This is a genomic window from Nocardiopsis sp. N85 (assembly GCF_028882275.1).
In the GTDB taxonomy this organism is placed as follows: Bacteria; Actinomycetota; Actinomycetes; order Streptosporangiales; family Streptosporangiaceae; genus Nocardiopsis; species Nocardiopsis lambiniae.
On the sequence record NZ_JARBUT010000007.1, the window covers coordinates 215,429 to 232,680 of the forward strand.

The following is a 17,252-nucleotide window of genomic DNA, read 5'->3' on the forward strand; positions in this document are numbered from 1 at the left end:
GGCCCCGCACGCCACCACCGACCCACCCCACACCGGCGGGGGCGGACCACAGGGCCCGCCCCCGCCACCCGTGCGCCCGACACCCGTCGACGGACCCCCGACACCCTTTGCCCGGATATCACCGCAAAAAAGCCGTGTTCTCCCAGACGAAACCGGCAAAGAAACCTATCCTGCGCACATGCGCATCAGCATCCTGTGCCGCACCTGCCTGGGCACCGGCACCCGTGCCGTCGTCCTCGCCCGCCGGGAAGCCGACCACACCCTCACCCAGGTCCTCCTCGGACACCCCTGCACCGACTGCGACCGCACCGGCCACCAAGAACTCACCGCCACCGTCCACCCCGACACACCCGACACCACGACCCACACCTGACCACCCGCACCAAGACCCCCCACCACCCCACACCCACGATCACACGGACAACGGCAACCACCCCGTCCGCACCCACCACCCACCACCCCCCTCGACACGCTCCACCACCGCACGCTCCAACCGGGTACGACGCGGCGCCGCCACCACATCCACCTCCGACATCCCGAACACGAACCGGAACACATCCGCCTCACCCGGCTGCCCACGCCCCACCAACGTGAACCGCCGCTGGAACGACACGATGTTCGACCCCTCCCCCAACACCTCACCCCACTGCGGATCCAACAACCACGACGTACACGTCGCCACCACCGGATCGATCCCCAGATGCGCCCGCGCGAACGGCCGCGCCCGCCCCAACGCATCCGTCACCGACACCGGATCCAGACCACCCGTCGGAATGTGCAACCGCAACACCGGATCACCCACCGCCATCCCCGCACCCAACCCGGCGGCCTCCCCCTCCGGATACCACTCCACCCCGCCCTGATCCCCCAACACCGCCGGCTCCAACTGCAACCCGCCCACCCAGAACAACCGACCACGGAACTGCGCCGCCACCCACGACGCCGTCTCCACACCCGACCGCCCGTACATCCGCCGCGAACGCGCCGTCTGCACCCCCACATCCGCCAACGTCGCCCGCGTCACCGCCGGATCCACACCCAACGCCCCATGCGCCGCGTACTGCGCCGGCACCCGCGCCGCGAACGCCACCAACGACGCCGACCGCACCCGCGGATCCCCATGACCCACCAACGCCGGCCAATCCACCCACGACCCCACCGGCAGATCCGCGTCCGCCGCCAACCGCCGGTACATCCCCTCCACCACGAACCACACCTCGGGCGACCACCCCGCCCCACCCGGACCCGGCCACAACCCGGCCAACTCCGCCCGATCCTCCTCCGCCAGAGCGAACTCGTCCCACACCCGACGGGCATCCTCACCCTGCGGCACCACCAAAGGCTCCACCGGATCCGGCAACTCGTGAGCGGCGATCAACCAACGGCGTTCGTCCTCGGCCAGACCCAACCGGTCGGCCACGATGTCAGCGTCCATGACCCCACATCATGGCCGACCCGCCCACCCGCACGCGAGAGGAAGGACCACCCCCGCACCTCCCCCACGAAAAACCACGAACCCCACAGACCCCCGCGGACATCCCACACACCGAAAACCCCTCCCATCCCCCAGAAGAGGTTTGCCAGGTGGGCATAGTGTTGACGTGACCCACCCCACCACTCCGACCCAGACGAGGACGACCTTCGATGCCCGAACCGGCGCACCGTGTACGTGAGTGGCTCACCGCCTACGACTCCCCCACCACCTCGGTGTCCCACCTCCTGTGCGACCGGCACGACCCCGACCGGAACGCCATCACCCAGATCGGCCCCGACCTCGCACCCGCCACCCTCACCTTCGGCGAACTCCGCGACCGATCCCACGCCCTCGCCACCGGACTCGCCGCCCACGGCATCGGCCACGGCGACCGCGTCGCCACCCTCATCCCCAAGGGCATCGACATGGCCGTCACCGCCCTCGCCGTCTGGCGCCTGGGCGCCGTCCTCGTCCCCCTCTTCTCCTCCTTCGCCCCCTCCGCCATCAGCGAACGCCTCACCTCCTCCGGAGCCCGCCTCGTCGTCGTCGACGACGACAACCGCGCCAAACTCGACACCGACACCACCCCCACCTGGTCCATCGTCACCACCGGCCCCCGCCCCCTCCGCGACGGCGAGACCACCCTCACCGCCCTGGCCGACACCCAGGCCCCACCCGCACCCGACACCGCCGTCGGCGGCGACGGCCTCCTCGCCATCGTCTACGTCTCCGGACTCATCGGCCCCCCACGCGGCGTCCCCGTCCCCGTACGCGCCCTCGCGGCCATGCACGCCTACCACCACTACGGCCTCGGCGTCGACGACGATGACATCTTCTGGAACACCGCCGACCCCGGCTCCGCCTTCGGCCTCTACCACGGCGTCATCTCCCCCCTCCTCGCCGGACACACCTCCCTCGCCCTGCGCGCCGGATTCTTCGACCCCGAACTCACCCTCGACGTCCTGGGCATGTACGAGGTCACCAACCTCGCCGCCGACCCCACCACCTACCGCACCCTGCGCGCCGCCACCAAGACCCTGCCGCCCGAGGTCGTCGTCCAACGCCTCACCAGCTTCGGCGAACCCCTCGCCCCCGACGTCATCGACTGGGTCACCGACGTCTTCGGCGTTCCCGTGCGCGACCACTTCGGCCAGACCGAACTCGGCTGGTGCGTGGGCATCCCCAACGGCGACACCGGCCAGGACATCGAAGACGTCACCCCCGGCGCCATCGGCCCCGCCCTCCCCGGCTGGACGGCCACCGTCCTGGAGGCCATCTCCGACGAACCCGCACCCCTGGGCGCCTACGGACGCATCGCCGTCGACCTCGAACACAGCCCCCTGGCCTGGTTCACCGGCTACCTCGACAACGACTCCGCCTCCCAGGTGCGCTTCACCCCCGACAAGGCCTTCTACCTCACCGGCGACACCGGCATCCTCGACCGGCGCCACTGGCTGTTCTTCTCCACCCGCGACGACGGCGCCATCCTCAGCCGCGGCTACCGGATCGGCCCCACCGAGGTCGAGGCGGTCCTCAACGACCACCCGGCCGTCGACGAGTGCGGCGTGTACTCCATCCCCGACGAACTCGCCGGACAGCTCATCGGAGCCCGGATCGTCCCGGCCCCCGGGTTCGAGGCCTCCGAAGCGCTGGCCACCGAGCTGAAGGAATGGGTGGCCACGCGGTTCGCCACCCACGCCTCCCCCGACGTGGTGGGCTTCGTATCGGAGCTGCCGCGCACCGCCTCGGGCAAGATGCGCCGCGCCCGCCTGCGCTGAGCCGTCGACCGACCCCGCGTTCCGAGACCTGGATCTCCACCGACACGGTCCTGAACAGGGCTTCCGCGGTCGCGAGGTCGGAATGACGGAGCACCCCGCGTTGTGGGACACCGACGCGGGTTTCGGGGCGCCCCGGCTCCCATGGTCCGCACTCGACCGGAGCCGTCCGCGCGTGTGAGCGCGGCCCCCGCCCGCGGCGCCCCTCGGTGAGGATCAGCCCCGGGGGACGAGTTCGTCGATGCGCGCGGCCAGGGCCATGTCCTTGTCGGTGACGGCGCCGACCGAGTGGGTGGTCAGGCGCAGGTGCAGCGTGTCATAGCGGATGTCGATGTCGGGATGGTGCCCGGCCTGCTCCGCCGCCTGGGCGATGACGCCGACCAGGGCGATCGCGGCGGGGAAATCGGGCAGGCGCAGGGTGCGGCGGATGGCGGGGCCGTCCGGGTCCAACTCCCAGCCGTCCAGGCGGGTCAGTCCGTCGCGGATCAGGTCTTCGCTGAGGTTCACGATCGCTCTCCCGTTCGTCATGGTCACGGACGGTCCCGTACCCGCGGCCAAGGGGCGTGAATCGGGTGGTCGGTGCGGCGTGAGCCGCTCCTTTTTCTGTTTGTGGATGTCTGAACAACAAGACCCCCACCTTTACTACGTAGATTCTTAGTAGTCGAACAGACCCGTGTCCGGCCGCCCGTTACCAAGCTGAGCCCCGGCCCATGACCTGCCACGACACCCCCATCCGGGCCCTCGCGCACCACTCGACCCTTGCACGATCCCCCACCGACCGGATTCACTCTGGGGATCCGGCACCCCCATCCCCCGATATCGCCCGGAAGCGAGCCCATGCCCCCCAAGAAGCGCCGGTCGCTTCGCGCCCGCATGATCACCCTGGTCCTCACCCCCAGCGTCGTGCTGCTCCTGGTGTGCTCCCTGTTCACCTCCCTGCTCGTCGACGACATCCGGGAACTGCGCGCCGAAGCCGACCTGACCCGCCAGGTCGGCACCGCCGTCTCCCTCGTCATCGACACCCTCCAGGACGAACGCCTGGCCACCGCCGACTCCGCGCGCGACACCGAACGCTCCGACCAGGCCCTGGGCACCGCCCGCGACACCACCGACACCGCCCTGGTCGAGCTGCGCGAGGCCCTGGCCGGCTTCGACACCGACGTCCTCCCCGACCAGGCCCTGGACCTCCAACGCGCCCTGGATCGCCTGCCCGCCCACCGCGCCGCCGTCGACGGCCTGCCGCCCCACCAGCGCGACCACCTCCACTCCGGCGGCCCCTACAACGACATCATCGAGCAGGGCCTGCGCTTCTGGGACGCCCGCGTCGAACACGCCGACCCCGCCCAGATCCCCCGCCTGCGCTCCCTGACCTCCCTCATGCGCGCCCGCGAACTCCTGGGCCGGCAGAGCACCGTGTTCGCCCACGCCGTCGCCACCGACGGCTTCACCCCCCAGGCCCACAACGAGTTCGTCGCGGCAGCCGGAGCCCAACGCCACACCTGGGACCGCATCGGCGCCGAACTCTCCTCCGAGGACGCCCGCACCTACCGGCTCCTGGAGTCCTACGACTCCCTCGAACGCGTGCACGACCTCCAGGACGAGGTCATCGCCGCCCCCGCCCACACCCGACCGCCCGTCAACGCCACCGCCTGGCGGGGCGCCGCCGAAGCCTCCGACCAGCGCATGCGCGCCGTGGAACAGGACCAGATCGACCGCATCGGCGAGTTCAACGACGCACGTTCCTCCGAGCTCACCGGCGGCGTGCTCCTGATCGGTCTCCCCGTCCTGATCGTGGCCCTGGCCTCGGCCGCCTTCGCCGTCACCGGCGCCGTCCGCATGGGTCGCCGCCTGCACCTGCTGCGCCGCACCACCCTGGAGCACGCCCGGGTGCACCTGCCCCGGCTCACCGCCCGCCTGCGCGCCGGCCACGACGTCGAACCCGAACCCGCCGCCGCACCGCGCACCCGCCACGACGAGATCACCGACGTGGCCGACGCCTTCGACGACGCCCGACGCGCCGCCGTGACCGCCGCCCTCCAAGAGGCCCGGCTGCGCGCCGGGGTACGCGCCATGTTCGGCACCCTGGCCCGCCGCACCCAGTCCCTCGTCCACCGCCAACTGGCGGTCCTGGACCGACTCGAACGCGACGAGAGCGACCCCGACACCCTGGCCGCGCTGTTCCGGGTCGACCACTTCAGTGCCCGGCTGCGCCGCAACTCCGAGAACCTCATGCTGCTCAGCGGCGGCTCCCCCGTCCGGCGTCCCCGCGCCCCGATGCGCCTGTACGAGGTGGTGCGGGCCGCCGCGGGGGAGATCGAGGACTACACCCGGGTGCAGCCGCGCGACCTGCCCCCGGTGGCACTGCGCGGCGACGTGGCCGCCGACACCGCCCGTCTGTCGGCCGAACTGCTGGAGAACGCCACGGCGTTCTCCCCGCCCTCCACCGAGGTCGAGGTCCGCGCCTCCGTCGACGCGGACGGGTGCCGTATCGACGTGATCGACCGAGGTCTGGGCATGGGCGAGGCGGCCCTGGAGGAGGCCAACGCGCTTTTGGCCGACCCACCCCGGTTCGACGTGGCCGGGCTGGTCGAGGACTCCCCCCTGGGCCTGTTCGTGGTGGCCACCCTGGCCGCCCGCCACGGCCTGCGGGTGGAGCTGGCCGCCGGTCCCGGCGGGCACGGGGTGCGCGCGACGGTGCACGTGCCCGCCGACGCCCTCACCGAACCCGAGACCGTGCCCGTGGTCACCCCCGAACCGGCGATCGTGCCCGCCGCGGTGGCACCGGAGCCCGCGCGGGCCACCGCGCCGGCCTCCTCGTCCGCCCCAGGTCCGGAATCGGATCACTACAAGGGGCTGCCCCGCCGCAGGCGACGCACCGTGGCACCGGCCCCGGTCTCCAGCACCGACGACGACGCGGACCGCTCCCCCGAACGGATCCGCTCGATGATGAGCGCCTTCCAGGCCGGAACCCTGCGCGCCCGCGCGGGCCACCCCGACCTCGACGGCGACCACGAGGAAGGATGAGAACGATGTCCGCCCATGCCAAGGCGAACGACTCCGGCACCCTGGACTGGCTCCTGGCCGACCTGGTCGAGAAGGTCGCGCACGCCCGCTGCGCGCTGCTGCTGTCCGCCGACGGACTGCCCCTGGCCGCCTCCCCCGGCGTGGACCGCGAACACGGGGAACGCCTGGCCGCGATCGCCTCCGGGTTCGCGTCCCTGGCCCGCGGCGCCCGCGCCCCCCTGGGCGCCTCCCGGGTCCACCAGACCGTGGTGGAACTGGACACGGTGTTCTTCTTCGTCGTGGACGCCGGCCGGGGGGCGTCACTGGCGTTGGCCGCCGAGAGCGCCTGCGACATGGGTCAGGCCGCCTTCGAGATCAACCGGCTGGTGCGCCAGGTCGGCCCGCACCTGGCGGCGCTGCCGCGCCGGGGCGGACGCGGGTGAACCCCGACGACCACGCCGAAGGGCCGGACCTGATCCGCCCCTACGCGCTGACCGGGGGACGCACCCGCCCCTCCCGATCGGACCTGACCCTGACCACCCGTGTGGTGGCCGTGGCCGACGTGGTCGAAGACGAACCGGAGGCACGGGAGATCCACGCCCTGTGCGTCCGACCCGTCACCGTCGCCGAGGCGGCCTCCCGATCGGGGCTGCCCCTGGGGGTGGTGCGGGTCCTGCTGGCGGACCTGGTGGACCGGGGGTACGTGATGGCCCGCACCCCCGAACGGGAACGGCATCGGCCCGACGAGGCGACGCTGCGCGCGGTGCTGGCGCGCGTCAAGGAACTGTGAGCAACCGTGAACGGGACGACGATGAGCGCAACACGTGTGTTCGGGCCGGCGCCCGACACATTGAAGATCGTGGTGGCCGGAGGGTTCGGGGCCGGCAAGACCACCCTGGTGTCGGCCCTGAGCGAGGTGGAGGCACTGCACACCGAGGAGGAGATGACCATCGCCGGCACGGCGGTGGACGACCTGAACGGGGTGGAGACCAAGACCACCACCACGGTCGCCCTGGACTTCGGCCGTATCACCCTGGACCCCACCACCGTGGTGTACCTGTTCGGCACCCCGGGTCAACGGCGGTTCTCCCACATGTGGGAGGAACTCGTGGAGGGGGCGCTGGGCGCGGTCGTGCTGGCCGACACCCGCCGCCTCACCGACTGCTTCGACGTCATCGACTTCTTCGAGGCACGTCGGGTGCCGTTCGTCGTGGCGGTCAACTGCTTCGACGGCCAGAGCTCCCACCGGGCCGAGGACGTGCGGGTGGCGCTGGACGTCGCCGACCCGGTCCCGGTGCTCCTGTGCGACGCCCGCGACCGCGCCTCCGTCAAGGGCGTGGTGGTGGAACTGGTCGAACTGGTGCTGCGCCTGGAGCTGTCGGGCGCCTGACCGGGTGGGGACGGGGGTCCACCGTCCCCACCCGGCGGTGGTTCACCGCACCTGACGGCGCCGGTCCACCGGGACGATCATCGGGGTGTGGGTCTCGGGGTCGGGGATGACCCGCACCGGCAACCCGAAGACGTGCTCGACCAGCTCGACGGTGACCACCTCGGCCGGCTCCCCCTCCGCGACGATCTCCCCCTCCTTCATCACGATCAGGTGGGTGGCGTACCGGCAGGCGTGGTTGAGGTCGTGCAGGACCGCCACCAGGGTGTGCCCGCGCTCGTCGTGCAGCTGCGCGCACAGGTCCAGCATGTCCATCTGGTGAGCGATGTCCAGATAGGTGGTGGGCTCGTCCAACAGCAACAGCGGGGTCTGCTGGGCCAGTACCATCGCCAACCACACGCGCTGGCGTTGACCGCCCGAGAGCTCGTCCACCGACCGGTCGGCGAGATCGGCCACACCGGTGGCCTCCATCGCCTCGGCCACCACCCGCTCGTCGTCCTTGGACCACTGGCGCAGGAACCCCTGGTGGGGGAACCGGCCCCGGGCCACCAGGTCGGCCACGCCGATGCCCTCGGGCGCGATGGAGGTCTGCGGCAGCAACCCCAGCCGGCGCGCCACCTCCTTGGCCGCGTAGGAGCCGATGACCCGGCCGTCCAGCAGCACCCTCCCCTTGGCGGGCTTGAGGGTCCGCGACAGGGCGCGCAGCAGCGTCGACTTGCCGCAGGCGTTGGGGCCCACGATCACGGTGAACGAGTGGTCGGGGATGGTGACGGCGAGATCCTCGGAGATGACGCGCTGGTCGTAGGCGAGCGTCAGGTCCTGCCCGCTGAGACGGTCGATGTGGTGAACGGTCATGCCTCTTCCTCGGGTGCTGCGCGGATCGGGCGGGCTCAGGCGCGGCCGCGCCGCCCTTCGGTGTACAGGAGCCAGATGAGGTAGCCGCCGCCGATGACGGCGGTGACCACACCGGCCGGGAGCTGGGTGGGCGCCAGGGCCCGCAACGCCACCAGGTCGGCCACGACCAACAGGGCGGCGCCCATCAGGGCCGCACCGACGAACGTGGTGCCGCCGGTGCGGGTCAGCCGGCGGGCCAGCTGCGGGGCGGCCAGGGCCACGAACCCGATGGGCCCCGACACCGCGATCGCGGCCCCGGTCAGGGCGCTGGCGGCGGTCAGCGCCGCCACCTGGGTGGCCTGGGTGGACACGCCCAGGGCGCGGGCGGTGTCGTCGCCGAGTTCCATGAACCGCAACCGCGACCCCAGTGTCAACAGGATCGGCCCCAGGAGCGCCAGGGACAGCCAGACCGCGATGACCTCGCCCCACCCGCGGCCGTTGAGGCTGCCGATCATCCAGATCTGGGCGCCCATGGCGTCGGTGAGCTCGGCCCGGGTCAACAGGTAGTCGCGCACCGCGCCCAGCATCGCCGAGACGCCGATGCCGACCAGTACCAGACGGTACCCCTGGACGCCGTTCTTCATGGCCAGCAGGTAGACGACGACGGCGGTGATCAGACCGCCGGCGATCGCGCCCATGGACACCACCAGCCGGCCTCCGCCGACCAGGAGGATGATCGCGACGGCACCGGTGGCCGCGCCGCTGGTGAAACCGATGATGTCGGGGCTGCCCAGGGCGTTGCGCGACAGGCTCTGGAAGACCGCGCCGGCCAGCCCCAGGGCGGCGCCCACCCCCAGGGCGGTCAGGGCGCGCGGCAGGCGCACCCCCTGGACGAAGAACACGTCCAGGCGTTCGCCGTACCCGGCGATCGCGGCGGGGACCGCCGCCAGGGGGATCTCGTAATCGCCCACGGACACCGACACGACCAGGGCGGCCGCGGCCACCACGACCAGGAGCAGCGCCACGATCAGGGTGCGCGGACGCACCAGGACGGAGTAGCGGTCGCCCAGGCGCAGGGCGAGGGAACCGCGTGGGGTGATCCGGGTTCCGGTGCGGGGACGCGACAGGGTCGAGGTGCTCAAAGCGCGGCCATTCTTCTGCTGCGGACCAGGGCGATGAACAGGGGCGCTCCGACGAACGCGGTGATGATGCCGACCTCCAGTTCGTCGCCGGGCACGATGACGCGGCCCACGGTGTCGGCGGCGGTCAACAGGACCGCGCCGAGCACCGCGGAGTAGGGCAGCGACCACCGTTGGTCCGGGCCGGTGATCAGGCGGGCCACGTGGGGGATGATCAGGCCAACGAACCAGATGGGGCCGGCGGCGGCCGTGGCCGCGCCGCACAGCAGGATCACGGCGATCGCGGCCAGGGTGCGGATGGCGGGGACGCGCGCGCCCAGGGACGCGGCCAGGTCGTCCCCCAGGGCGACGGCGTTGAGGGAGGGCCCCAGGCACAGGGTCAGCACGATCCCGGCCACGAGGAAGGGGGCGACCTGCCAGAAGATCTCCAGGTCGCGGCCGACCAGGGAGCCCACCTGCCAGAACCGGATGCGGTCGAACACGAAGTCGTTGAGGACGATCACACCGTGGATGAGGCCCTGGAGGACGGCGGCCACGGCGGTGCCGGCCAGCGCCAGGCGGACCGGGGTGGCGTTGGCCGGTCCCCGCGACCCCAGGGTGTGGACGGCGACGGCCGCCACGGCGGCGCCGACGAAGGCGGGCCAGACCAGACCGGTCCCGCCGGCTCCGAACGCGAAGACCGCGAGGACGACCGCGGCGGCCGCACCGGAGTTCACGCCCAGGATGCCGGGTTCGGCCAGGGGGTTGCGGGTGAGTGCCTGCATGAGGGCGCCGGCCAACCCCAGGGCCGCCCCGACGAACACGCCGATGACGGTGCGCGGGACGCGCAGGGTGCGGATGACGTTGTGGTCGTAGGAGCCGTCGTGCTCGGTCAGGGCCGCCCAGACGTCGACGGCGGGGATGGGCTTGGCGCCGACGGTGATGCTGAGCAGGACGCACGCCCCCAGAGCCACCAGGGCCGCGAGCAGACCGACGGGCCGTAGGACGCGTCGCGTGGGTGTGGGGGGTGCGAGGGTGGGCGCGCGCAGGGCCACGGCTTCCCCGTTCGTCGTGTGGGTGATCGGAGGCGTCCGCACGGGGATGTCGTGGTCGAAGGCCGTGCCATCAACGATAACGGACCAGGACAGGTTAGCCTTACCTGGGTAAGGTTCGCACGGAAGGGTCCCCCTCCCCCGCCGCCCGCGCGCCCGCCTCGGAACCCGCGCCCTCGGCGCCGGTCACCGCCCCGGGGTGACCGGTCGCACCCCCACCGGAACCCGCCCTCCCCCCGATGGGCTCCCGACCGGGACCGTCCACGGCGCCGTTGTGGCGTCCGACACCGGCCGCGGTGACGTCGCCGGGCCATCACCCGGTGGCGACCATGGGCACCCCGGCGTCCCGTCCGGGGGATGACCCCGTTCCTGCCCGAGGAGACCGACGGCGGCCTGTCGTCCCCGGCCGGACCCGATCCGATCATCGGGGCGTCCACACGGGTCGGCGCGCCGAGCGCATCGTCGAGGGGGCCACGGCGGCGCCGACCGGGGAGGCCGGCCGCGCCGCGTGACGCGGGGCGGGTCCCGGAGGCGTCCCCCGGGACCCGCGCGCCCGCACCCGGGACTCAGTTCCCCCCGCGCGGAGTGACGTTGACGCCGCTGCCGTAGGGGATGGGCATGAAGTCGACCTTGCCGTCCTTCAGGGCCTGGTACAGGATGTAGCCCTCCGGGCCCAGCACCTCCACCAGTTCCTCGATGGCCTCCAGCTCCTTGTCGATCCGCTCGTTCTCCTGCTCCTGGGCGGTGGTCATCTCCACCGCCTCCTGGGCCAGGGTCAGGGCCTTGCGCACCTCCTCGGGCGGGGTGGGCTGCTGGATGGTCAGCTGCGGGGTGCCGCAGTCCTCCCCGCCACCGGTGTACGTGGGCGAGCAGAAGAACTCGCCGCCGCCCTGCTCGGCGATGTAGGCCGAGGTCAGGTCCCCGACCTTCTTCTCCCACTCGGCCTTGGCCTCGGCGCTGGTGTAGAGGTCGCGCCAGGCGTACTCCTTGGTGGCGTCGTCCAGGGCCCTGTTGAGGGGCTGGCCGATGTAGTCGCGCAACAGGTCGACCCACCCGGGGTCCTCGTAGGCGATGTACTTCAGCCCCAGGCGCTCGTGGAACTCCTGGAGGCGCTCGCACTCGATGTTGAGGCTGAAGGTGACCAGGCCGGTCACGGTGAGCTCCAGGTCGTCCTTGGACACGACCGTGGCGGAGTGCGTCTCCGCCCCGTCGGCCCCGGAGAACTCGAAGGTGCGCTGCCCGGCGGGGTACAGGAAGGTCTGGTCGCCCGGCCCGTGGTACTGGCGGTTGCCCGGGAGGATGCAGCTGTCGAAGGTGGTGGAGGAGAACGCGCCCGCGTCGTACTCCAGGCCCACCTTGTCGGGCCCCGCACTGACCGAACAGGCGGTCAGGACCAGGGCCGTCAGGGTGGCGGTGATCGCGGCGGACATTCCGCGTGGTGTCATCGTCGCACCGTCCGTCTCAGAAGGGGGATCCGTTCACACCTCTCGGACGCTCCCCGTGTCCGCACGGATCCCCTGGGACGTCAGGAGAAGGTGTCCCACCCCATGCGGATCAACAACGCCGCGATGACCACCAGCAACACCGCCCGCACGAAACCCGACCCCCGCCGGAGCGCCATGCGCGCGCCGATCTGGGCGCCCAGGATGGTGCACAGCGCGAGTCCCAGCCCGAGGATCCAGTCGACGTGACCGCCGATCGCGAACACGACGAGGGCGCCCAGATTGGTGCAGACGTTGACGATCTTGGCGGCGGCCGACGCGGACACGAAGTCCATGCCCAGCACGGCGGTCAGGGAGATGATGAGGAAGACCCCGGTACCCGGACCGATGAGCCCGTCGTAGAAGCCCACCCCCAGGCCGGCCAGCGCGACGGCGGCCAGCATCCGGTTGCGGGTGCGCAGCTCGGGGGCGGAGACCGCGCCCATGGCGGGCCTGAGGTACACCAGCAGCGCCACCCCGGCCAGGACGACCATGATGACGGGTTTGAGGACGTCGGTGGTCAGCGCGGTGGCCAGGGCCGCGCCGCCGCCCGCCCCCAGAAGGGCCAGGGTGGCGGTGGGCACCACCACGGCGCGGTCCAGGGGGACCTTGCGGGCGTAGGCCAGGGCGGCCGAGGCGGTGCCGAAGATCGCGCCGAGCTTGTTGGTGCCCAGCAGGGTGGCCAAAGGGGTGGTGGGGGCGGCGACCATGAGCGCGGGCAGGAGCAGCAGACCGCCGCCGCCGACGACGGCGTCGACCCAACCGGCGGCGACACCGACCAGGAGCAGCAGGCCGAGGACCTCGGGTTCCACGGTCAGCGCCCGTGCGCACGAAGAGGGATGATCATGGGTTCTTTCCCGGCGGGGAGGTGCGGAGAGGGGATGCGGGAAGGAGTCTAACGGGGTGCGGACGCACGGGGACGAACCGCACCCCGGGGAGCGACGGCGCCCGGGTACAGGGGACGCCGTCGCGGTCTAGTGAGGCCCGAAGCGCCCTTCGAACCAGGACCGGGCCCCCTCCAGCACCGCCGGGGGGACCTGGTGGCCGCCGGGGTGCTCCGAGAGCTCGACGTCGGCGCCCAGCGCGGACAGGTGGTCGGCGAGCAGCCGCGCCTGGTCGGGGGTGCTGATCGGGTCGGTCAGCCCGACGCCCAGGAAGGCGGCCCGCCCCGACAGGTCCGCCGCACCGGGCTCGCGACCCTGCAACGGGTACCCACCGCCCAGCAGCACCGCCCCGTCCAGCAGACGGGGATGGAGCAGCATCAGGGCGGCGGCGATGTTGGCCCCGTTGGAGAAGCCGACCGCCACCACCGGGGCGGCCAGGCCGTGGTGTTCCAGGGCGACGGGCACCCACGCGGCCAGTTCCTCGGCGCGGTCGATGACGTCGTCGACGTCGAAGACGCCTTCGCGCAACCGCCGGAACCAGCGGTTCATGCCGTGCTCGTCGACCCTGCCCCGCGGTGAGAGCAGGGCGGCGCCGGGGGCCAGGACCCGCCCCAACGGCAGCAGGTCGCGCTCGTCGGCGCCGGTGCCGTGGAGCAGCAGCAGGGTGGGCGTCCGGGGCCGGTGGGCGGGTTCGACGACGTGGACGAAGTCGGCGACCCCGCTCACCGGCCGGTCTCCAGGGGCGGCAGTGCCGCGGCGATGCTCTCGCGATCGGGCTCCAACCAGGGCGGGAGCCGCAGGGAGCGCCCCAGCTCCAGCAGGGGTTCGTCGTAGTCGAAACCGGGGCCGTCGGTGGCGATCTCCAGCAGCACCCCGCCGGGTTCGCGGAAGTAGATGGAGGTGAAGTAGTTGCGGTCGCGGATCTCGGTCACGCCCACCCCCTCGGCGAGGAGGCTCTCGCGCCAGGACGCCTGGACGGGACCGTCGGGGGCGCGGTAGGCGACGTGGTGGACGGTGCCGGCGGCGACGTGTCCGCGCTCGGCGCCCGGGTCGGCGACGACGTCGACGATGGTGCCCACCGCGTCCCCGGCCGCCCCGGTGCGAAAGCGCACCCGGCCGGCGGACTCGCCCTCCAGCTCGAACCCGAGGCTGTCGGAGAGCATCGCGACGGTGTCCTCCACCCGGTGCTCGGTCAGTGTGACCGAGCGGATGCCGCGCACGGCGTGGTCGGTGGGGATCGCGCCCCCGTCCCAGGGATCGGTGTCGTGGTGGTCGGGGGCGGCGGCCAGTTCGATGACGAGACCGTCGGGGTCGCGCAGGGACAGGACGTCCTCGGCGTCGCGCTCCACCGGACGGGTGAAGGGCACGTCCAGCGCGTCGAGGTGTCCGGCCCACCAGCCCAGCGATCCCTCGGGCACCGAGAAGGTGGTGACGGTGGCCTGACCGGCGCCGATGCGCCCACGGGGCGCCCCTGGCCAGGGGAAGAACGTCATGATGGTGCCGGGGTTGCCCACCCGGTCGCCGTAGTACAGGTGATAGGTGGTGGGGTCGTCGAAGTTGACGGTGCGCTTGACCAGGCGCATCCCCAGCACGTTGCGGTAGAAGTCGGCGTTGGCCGCCGGATCCGTGGCGATCGCGGTCACATGGTGGATCCCCGCGGGACGTACGTCCACGTCATCACCCTCCCTCACGATCAGGTGGTTGAATCTTAAACCACTTTGGGAGACCTCCCGATCCCACCCTTCCCCGCGGTCCCTCCCGATCCGGTCAAGGACGGCTCGGCATCGGGCAACGCCTCCACCTTCGAACGCAACCCCACCCCGGCGACCAGCGCCGTCGCGCACAACACCCCGGCGAACACCAGGGCCGCGCCCCAGCCCCACCGGTCGTAGAAGATCCCGCCGGCCCACCCCAGCAGGCTCGCCCCCATGTAGTACGCCAGCGTGTACAGCGACGACGCCTGCGCCCGTCCCAGGCCCGCACGCCGCGCCGCCCACGCCGAGGCGGTGGCGTGCGCGCAGAAGAACACGAACGTGAACACCACCAGTCCCGCCGCCATCACCGGCAGCGAGGGCACGGCCAGCACCGCCACGGCCCCGCCCATCGCCACCACCGACACCGCCAGCACCCGGTAGGGGCCCCACCGGTCGCCGGCCCGCCCCGACCACGCCGACCCGGCCATCCCCGCCGTGTAGGCGACGAACAGCGACGACGCCACCGCCTGCGACAACCCGAACGGCTCCCCCGTCAACCGGAACCCCAGCAGGTTGTACACCGTCATGAACGCGCCCATCAGCAACAGCGCCTGCGCGTACAGCGCGACCATCCCCGGCACCGCCAGCGCCGCCCGCCAGCGGCCCCGCGGCCGGGCCCCGCCCGGCGGACGGGTCCGCGCGCTCGGCGTCCCCCGGGGCAGCGCGCACACGAACACGATCCAGGCCACCACGCCCACCGCGGTACCGGCGGCCACCCCCCACTGCCACCCGCCCGCCGAGGCCGCCCACCCCGCCACCAGGCGCCCGCCCATCCCGCCCAACGGGTTCCCGGCGATGTAGATCCCCACCGCCCGCGCCGCGTCCGCCGGATGCAGGACGTCGGTCAGGTACGCGACCGCCGCGGCCGGCACACCGCCCAGCGCGGCGCCCTGGACCGCCCGCAACACCACCAGCACCCACAGGTCGCCCGCCCACGGCGCGACGCACCCCACCAGGGTCGCCACCGCGAGCGAGACCGCGATCACCCGCACGCGTCCGAACCGGTCCCCGAGTCCGCTCCACACCAGCGCGAAGCCCGCCAGGGCACCGGTGGCCGCCGACACCGTCAACGACACACGCGCCGCCGACTCCTCCAGATCGACCGCCATCTCCGGCAGGACCGGCTGCACCGACCACAGCTGGGCGAACGTCGCCACCGCCACGGCGACCATCGCCACCACGATGCGTCGGTACGCGGACGTCCCGGCACGGGGACGGTCATCGATGAGGATCCGCGTGTTCATGTCGCCCACGCTAGAAACCCATCGACCGATACGTCCAATGCATGAACACGCGTGGACTCATACTGGAACGCATGGAACCCGAGGACATCGACCGCATCACCCGGATCCTGGCCCCTCGCCTGCACATGCTCGCCGCCCTGGCGCGGACCGAGCACGTCACCCGCGCCGCCGAGATCCTGGGCATGCCCCAACCCACCCTGAGCAGGGCGATGGCCCGTCTGCAAGAGGAGACCGGGCTCACCCTCGTGGAACGCACCGGCCGCGGGGTGCGCCTGACCCGTACCGGCCGACTCCTGCTCCCGCACGTGGAGCGCGCCCTGACCGATCTGGCCCGTGGCGTGGGCGAGCTCACCGACGCCGACCACGGCCGCGTCACCCTCACCTTCCTGCCCACCCTGGGCGTGGAGGTGGTCCCCGCCCTGCTGCGCGGCTTCCGGCGCACCCACCCCGACGTGCGCTTCACCCTGATCCAGGAGGCCTGGGCGCCCTCGCTGCGCCGCCTCGCCGAAGGCGGCGCCGACCTGGCCCTGACCTCGCCCCTGCCCACCGACCCCCGCCTGGTCTGCACCGTCCTGCACACCCAGGCCCTGCGCCTGGTGGTGCCCGAGCACCACCGACTGGCCCGCACCGACCGCGAGGTCGCCCTGTCCGAGGTCGCCGGGGAGGAGTTCGTCCTCCTCAAACCCGGACGGGGGGTGCGCCACCTCACCGACCGGCTCACCGACCGGGCCGCCCTGACCCCCGAGGTCGCCTTCGAGGCCGACGACATCGCCACGGCCCGCGGCCTGGTCGGTGCCGGGCTGGGGGTGTCGGTCCTGCCGGCCCGCCCGCGCGGCCCCCTGCCCACCACCGCCGAACTCCCGTTGGCCGACCACGACGCCGTCCGCCCCATCGGGGTGATCCACCCCGCCGCCGGGTCCGGGGGCGGCTACACCCCGCCGGCCGTGACGACCTTCCTGGAGCACGTGCGCCGCCACGGACCCCGCCTGATCCCCGACCTGACCGGGTAGGGAAATCCCGTTGTCGGGCCGAGGGGTCCGCCAGCACGATGGCCCCATGACACGATCCGAACACCCTGCGGCCGAACGTCCCGTGGCCCTGATCACCGGGGTGGGCCGCACCCGCGGGATCTCCGCACCCTCCTGAACGCACGATGGCCGCCGCGTTCCGGATCAGGACGGTATCCGGACCGCGACGGCCGCGCCCCATAGTCGGCCGGCACTTGTCCGAATGTCAACAAAACGGA

The 17,252-nt window shown here is 72.5% G+C and carries 17 protein-coding genes; 7 read left to right on the forward strand and 10 right to left on the reverse strand.

The features are described 5' to 3' along the window. Window positions 1-178: 178 nt before the first annotated feature. Window positions 179-373, forward strand: a complete 195-nt coding sequence (locus PWG71_RS12560; RefSeq protein ID WP_274809861.1) for a hypothetical protein — start codon at window positions 179-181, stop codon at window positions 371-373. Window positions 374-412: 39 nt separating this feature from the next. Here PWG71_RS12560 and PWG71_RS12565 read toward each other — a convergent pair whose 3' ends face one another. After that, on the reverse strand, window positions 413-1,435 hold the full coding sequence (locus PWG71_RS12565) for an acyltransferase domain-containing protein (RefSeq protein ID WP_274809862.1): 1,023 nt from the start codon (window positions 1,433-1,435) through the stop codon (window positions 413-415). A gap of 209 nt (window positions 1,436-1,644) precedes the next feature. Here PWG71_RS12565 and PWG71_RS12570 point away from each other — a divergent pair, with 209 nt between their 5' ends. Further along, entirely contained in the window at window positions 1,645-3,252 is a 1,608-nt protein-coding gene (locus PWG71_RS12570) for an AMP-binding protein (protein ID WP_274809863.1), read from the forward strand. A 213-nt stretch (window positions 3,253-3,465) separates the two neighbouring features. On the opposite strand, the gene PWG71_RS12575 is transcribed toward PWG71_RS12570, so the two are convergent. Continuing rightward, entirely contained in the window at window positions 3,466-3,777 is a 312-nt protein-coding gene (locus PWG71_RS12575; protein ID WP_446725014.1) for a 4a-hydroxytetrahydrobiopterin dehydratase, read from the reverse strand. Between the two features lie 309 nt (window positions 3,778-4,086). On the opposite strand from PWG71_RS12575, the gene PWG71_RS12580 reads away from it, so the two are divergent. From PWG71_RS12580 to PWG71_RS12595, 4 genes are read left to right on the forward strand one after another with little or no spacing between them, the layout of a single operon-like run. Continuing rightward, complete coding sequence (locus PWG71_RS12580) at window positions 4,087-6,273, forward strand: sensor histidine kinase (RefSeq protein ID WP_274809865.1); 2,187 nt, start codon at window positions 4,087-4,089, stop codon at window positions 6,271-6,273. 5 nt (window positions 6,274-6,278) lie between these two features. Further along, window positions 6,279-6,695 carry a roadblock/LC7 domain-containing protein gene (locus tag PWG71_RS12585; protein ID WP_446725015.1) on the forward strand — a complete coding sequence of 139 codons (417 nt, stop codon included), beginning with the start codon at window positions 6,279-6,281 and terminating at the stop codon, window positions 6,693-6,695. After that, on the forward strand, window positions 6,692-7,042 hold the full coding sequence (locus PWG71_RS12590; protein WP_274809867.1) for a DUF742 domain-containing protein: 351 nt from the start codon (window positions 6,692-6,694) through the stop codon (window positions 7,040-7,042). Before PWG71_RS12585 ends, PWG71_RS12590 begins: the two co-directional genes overlap by 4 nt. Before the next feature lie 21 nt (window positions 7,043-7,063). Then, window positions 7,064-7,642 (forward strand): GTP-binding protein, encoded by a 579-nt coding sequence (locus PWG71_RS12595; RefSeq protein WP_274809868.1) that lies wholly within the window; start codon window positions 7,064-7,066, stop codon window positions 7,640-7,642. 42 nt (window positions 7,643-7,684) lie between these two features. Here PWG71_RS12595 and PWG71_RS12600 read toward each other — a convergent pair whose 3' ends face one another. The 8 genes from PWG71_RS12600 to PWG71_RS12635 form a co-directional block, all read right to left on the reverse strand. Continuing rightward, window positions 7,685-8,494, reverse strand: coding sequence for an ABC transporter ATP-binding protein (locus tag PWG71_RS12600; protein ID WP_274809869.1), 810 nt, complete (start codon window positions 8,492-8,494; stop codon window positions 7,685-7,687). A 35-nt stretch (window positions 8,495-8,529) separates the two neighbouring features. Beyond that, window positions 8,530-9,615: a FecCD family ABC transporter permease gene (locus PWG71_RS12605; RefSeq protein WP_274809870.1), complete on the reverse strand. Its 1,086-nt coding sequence runs from the start codon at window positions 9,613-9,615 to the stop codon at window positions 8,530-8,532. Beyond that, entirely contained in the window at window positions 9,612-10,646 is a 1,035-nt protein-coding gene (locus PWG71_RS12610) for a FecCD family ABC transporter permease (protein WP_274809942.1), read from the reverse strand. The genes PWG71_RS12605 and PWG71_RS12610 overlap by 4 nt, the downstream gene beginning before the upstream one ends. A 563-nt stretch (window positions 10,647-11,209) precedes the next feature. Further along, on the reverse strand, window positions 11,210-12,088 hold the full coding sequence (locus PWG71_RS12615; protein ID WP_274809871.1) for an SPFH domain-containing protein: 879 nt from the start codon (window positions 12,086-12,088) through the stop codon (window positions 11,210-11,212). An 80-nt stretch (window positions 12,089-12,168) separates the two neighbouring features. Beyond that, complete coding sequence (locus PWG71_RS12620) at window positions 12,169-12,936, reverse strand: sulfite exporter TauE/SafE family protein (protein ID WP_274809872.1); 768 nt, start codon at window positions 12,934-12,936, stop codon at window positions 12,169-12,171. Window positions 12,937-13,098: 162 nt separating this feature from the next. Continuing rightward, window positions 13,099-13,734 carry an alpha/beta hydrolase gene (locus PWG71_RS12625; protein ID WP_274809873.1) on the reverse strand — a complete coding sequence of 212 codons (636 nt, stop codon included), beginning with the start codon at window positions 13,732-13,734 and terminating at the stop codon, window positions 13,099-13,101. After that, window positions 13,731-14,681 (reverse strand): ring-cleaving dioxygenase, encoded by a 951-nt coding sequence (locus PWG71_RS12630; protein WP_274809874.1) that lies wholly within the window; start codon window positions 14,679-14,681, stop codon window positions 13,731-13,733. Before PWG71_RS12630 ends, PWG71_RS12625 begins: the two co-directional genes overlap by 4 nt. Before the next feature lie 35 nt (window positions 14,682-14,716). Further along, window positions 14,717-16,006 carry an MFS transporter gene (locus PWG71_RS12635; RefSeq protein ID WP_274809875.1) on the reverse strand — a complete coding sequence of 430 codons (1,290 nt, stop codon included), beginning with the start codon at window positions 16,004-16,006 and terminating at the stop codon, window positions 14,717-14,719. Window positions 16,007-16,077: 71 nt separating this feature from the next. Here PWG71_RS12635 and PWG71_RS12640 point away from each other — a divergent pair, with 71 nt between their 5' ends. Next, window positions 16,078-17,016 carry a LysR family transcriptional regulator gene (locus PWG71_RS12640; RefSeq protein ID WP_274809876.1) on the forward strand — a complete coding sequence of 313 codons (939 nt, stop codon included), beginning with the start codon at window positions 16,078-16,080 and terminating at the stop codon, window positions 17,014-17,016. Window positions 17,017-17,252 lie beyond the last annotated feature (236 nt).

Bases quoted from the DNA above. Each gene is read 5' to 3' on its own strand.
- PWG71_RS12635 (WP_274809875.1), bottom strand. From the start codon at position 16,006: ATGAACACGCGGATCCTCATCGATGACCGTCCCCGTGCCGGGACGTCC.
- PWG71_RS12600 (WP_274809869.1), bottom strand. From the start codon at position 8,494: ATGACCGTTCACCACATCGACCGTCTCAGCGGGCAGGACCTGACGCTC.
- PWG71_RS12585 (WP_446725015.1), top strand. From the start codon at position 6,279: ATGTCCGCCCATGCCAAGGCGAACGACTCCGGCACCCTGGACTGGCTC.
- PWG71_RS12575 (WP_446725014.1), bottom strand. From the start codon at position 3,777: ATGACGAACGGGAGAGCGATCGTGAACCTCAGCGAAGACCTGATCCGC.
- PWG71_RS12640 (WP_274809876.1), top strand. From the start codon at position 16,078: ATGGAACCCGAGGACATCGACCGCATCACCCGGATCCTGGCCCCTCGC.
- PWG71_RS12595 (WP_274809868.1), top strand. From the start codon at position 7,064: ATGAGCGCAACACGTGTGTTCGGGCCGGCGCCCGACACATTGAAGATC.
- PWG71_RS12565 (WP_274809862.1), bottom strand. From the start codon at position 1,435: ATGGACGCTGACATCGTGGCCGACCGGTTGGGTCTGGCCGAGGACGAA.
- PWG71_RS12560 (WP_274809861.1), top strand. From the start codon at position 179: ATGCGCATCAGCATCCTGTGCCGCACCTGCCTGGGCACCGGCACCCGT.
- PWG71_RS12580 (WP_274809865.1), top strand. From the start codon at position 4,087: ATGCCCCCCAAGAAGCGCCGGTCGCTTCGCGCCCGCATGATCACCCTG.
- PWG71_RS12615 (WP_274809871.1), bottom strand. From the start codon at position 12,088: ATGACACCACGCGGAATGTCCGCCGCGATCACCGCCACCCTGACGGCC.
- PWG71_RS12570 (WP_274809863.1), top strand. From the start codon at position 1,645: ATGCCCGAACCGGCGCACCGTGTACGTGAGTGGCTCACCGCCTACGAC.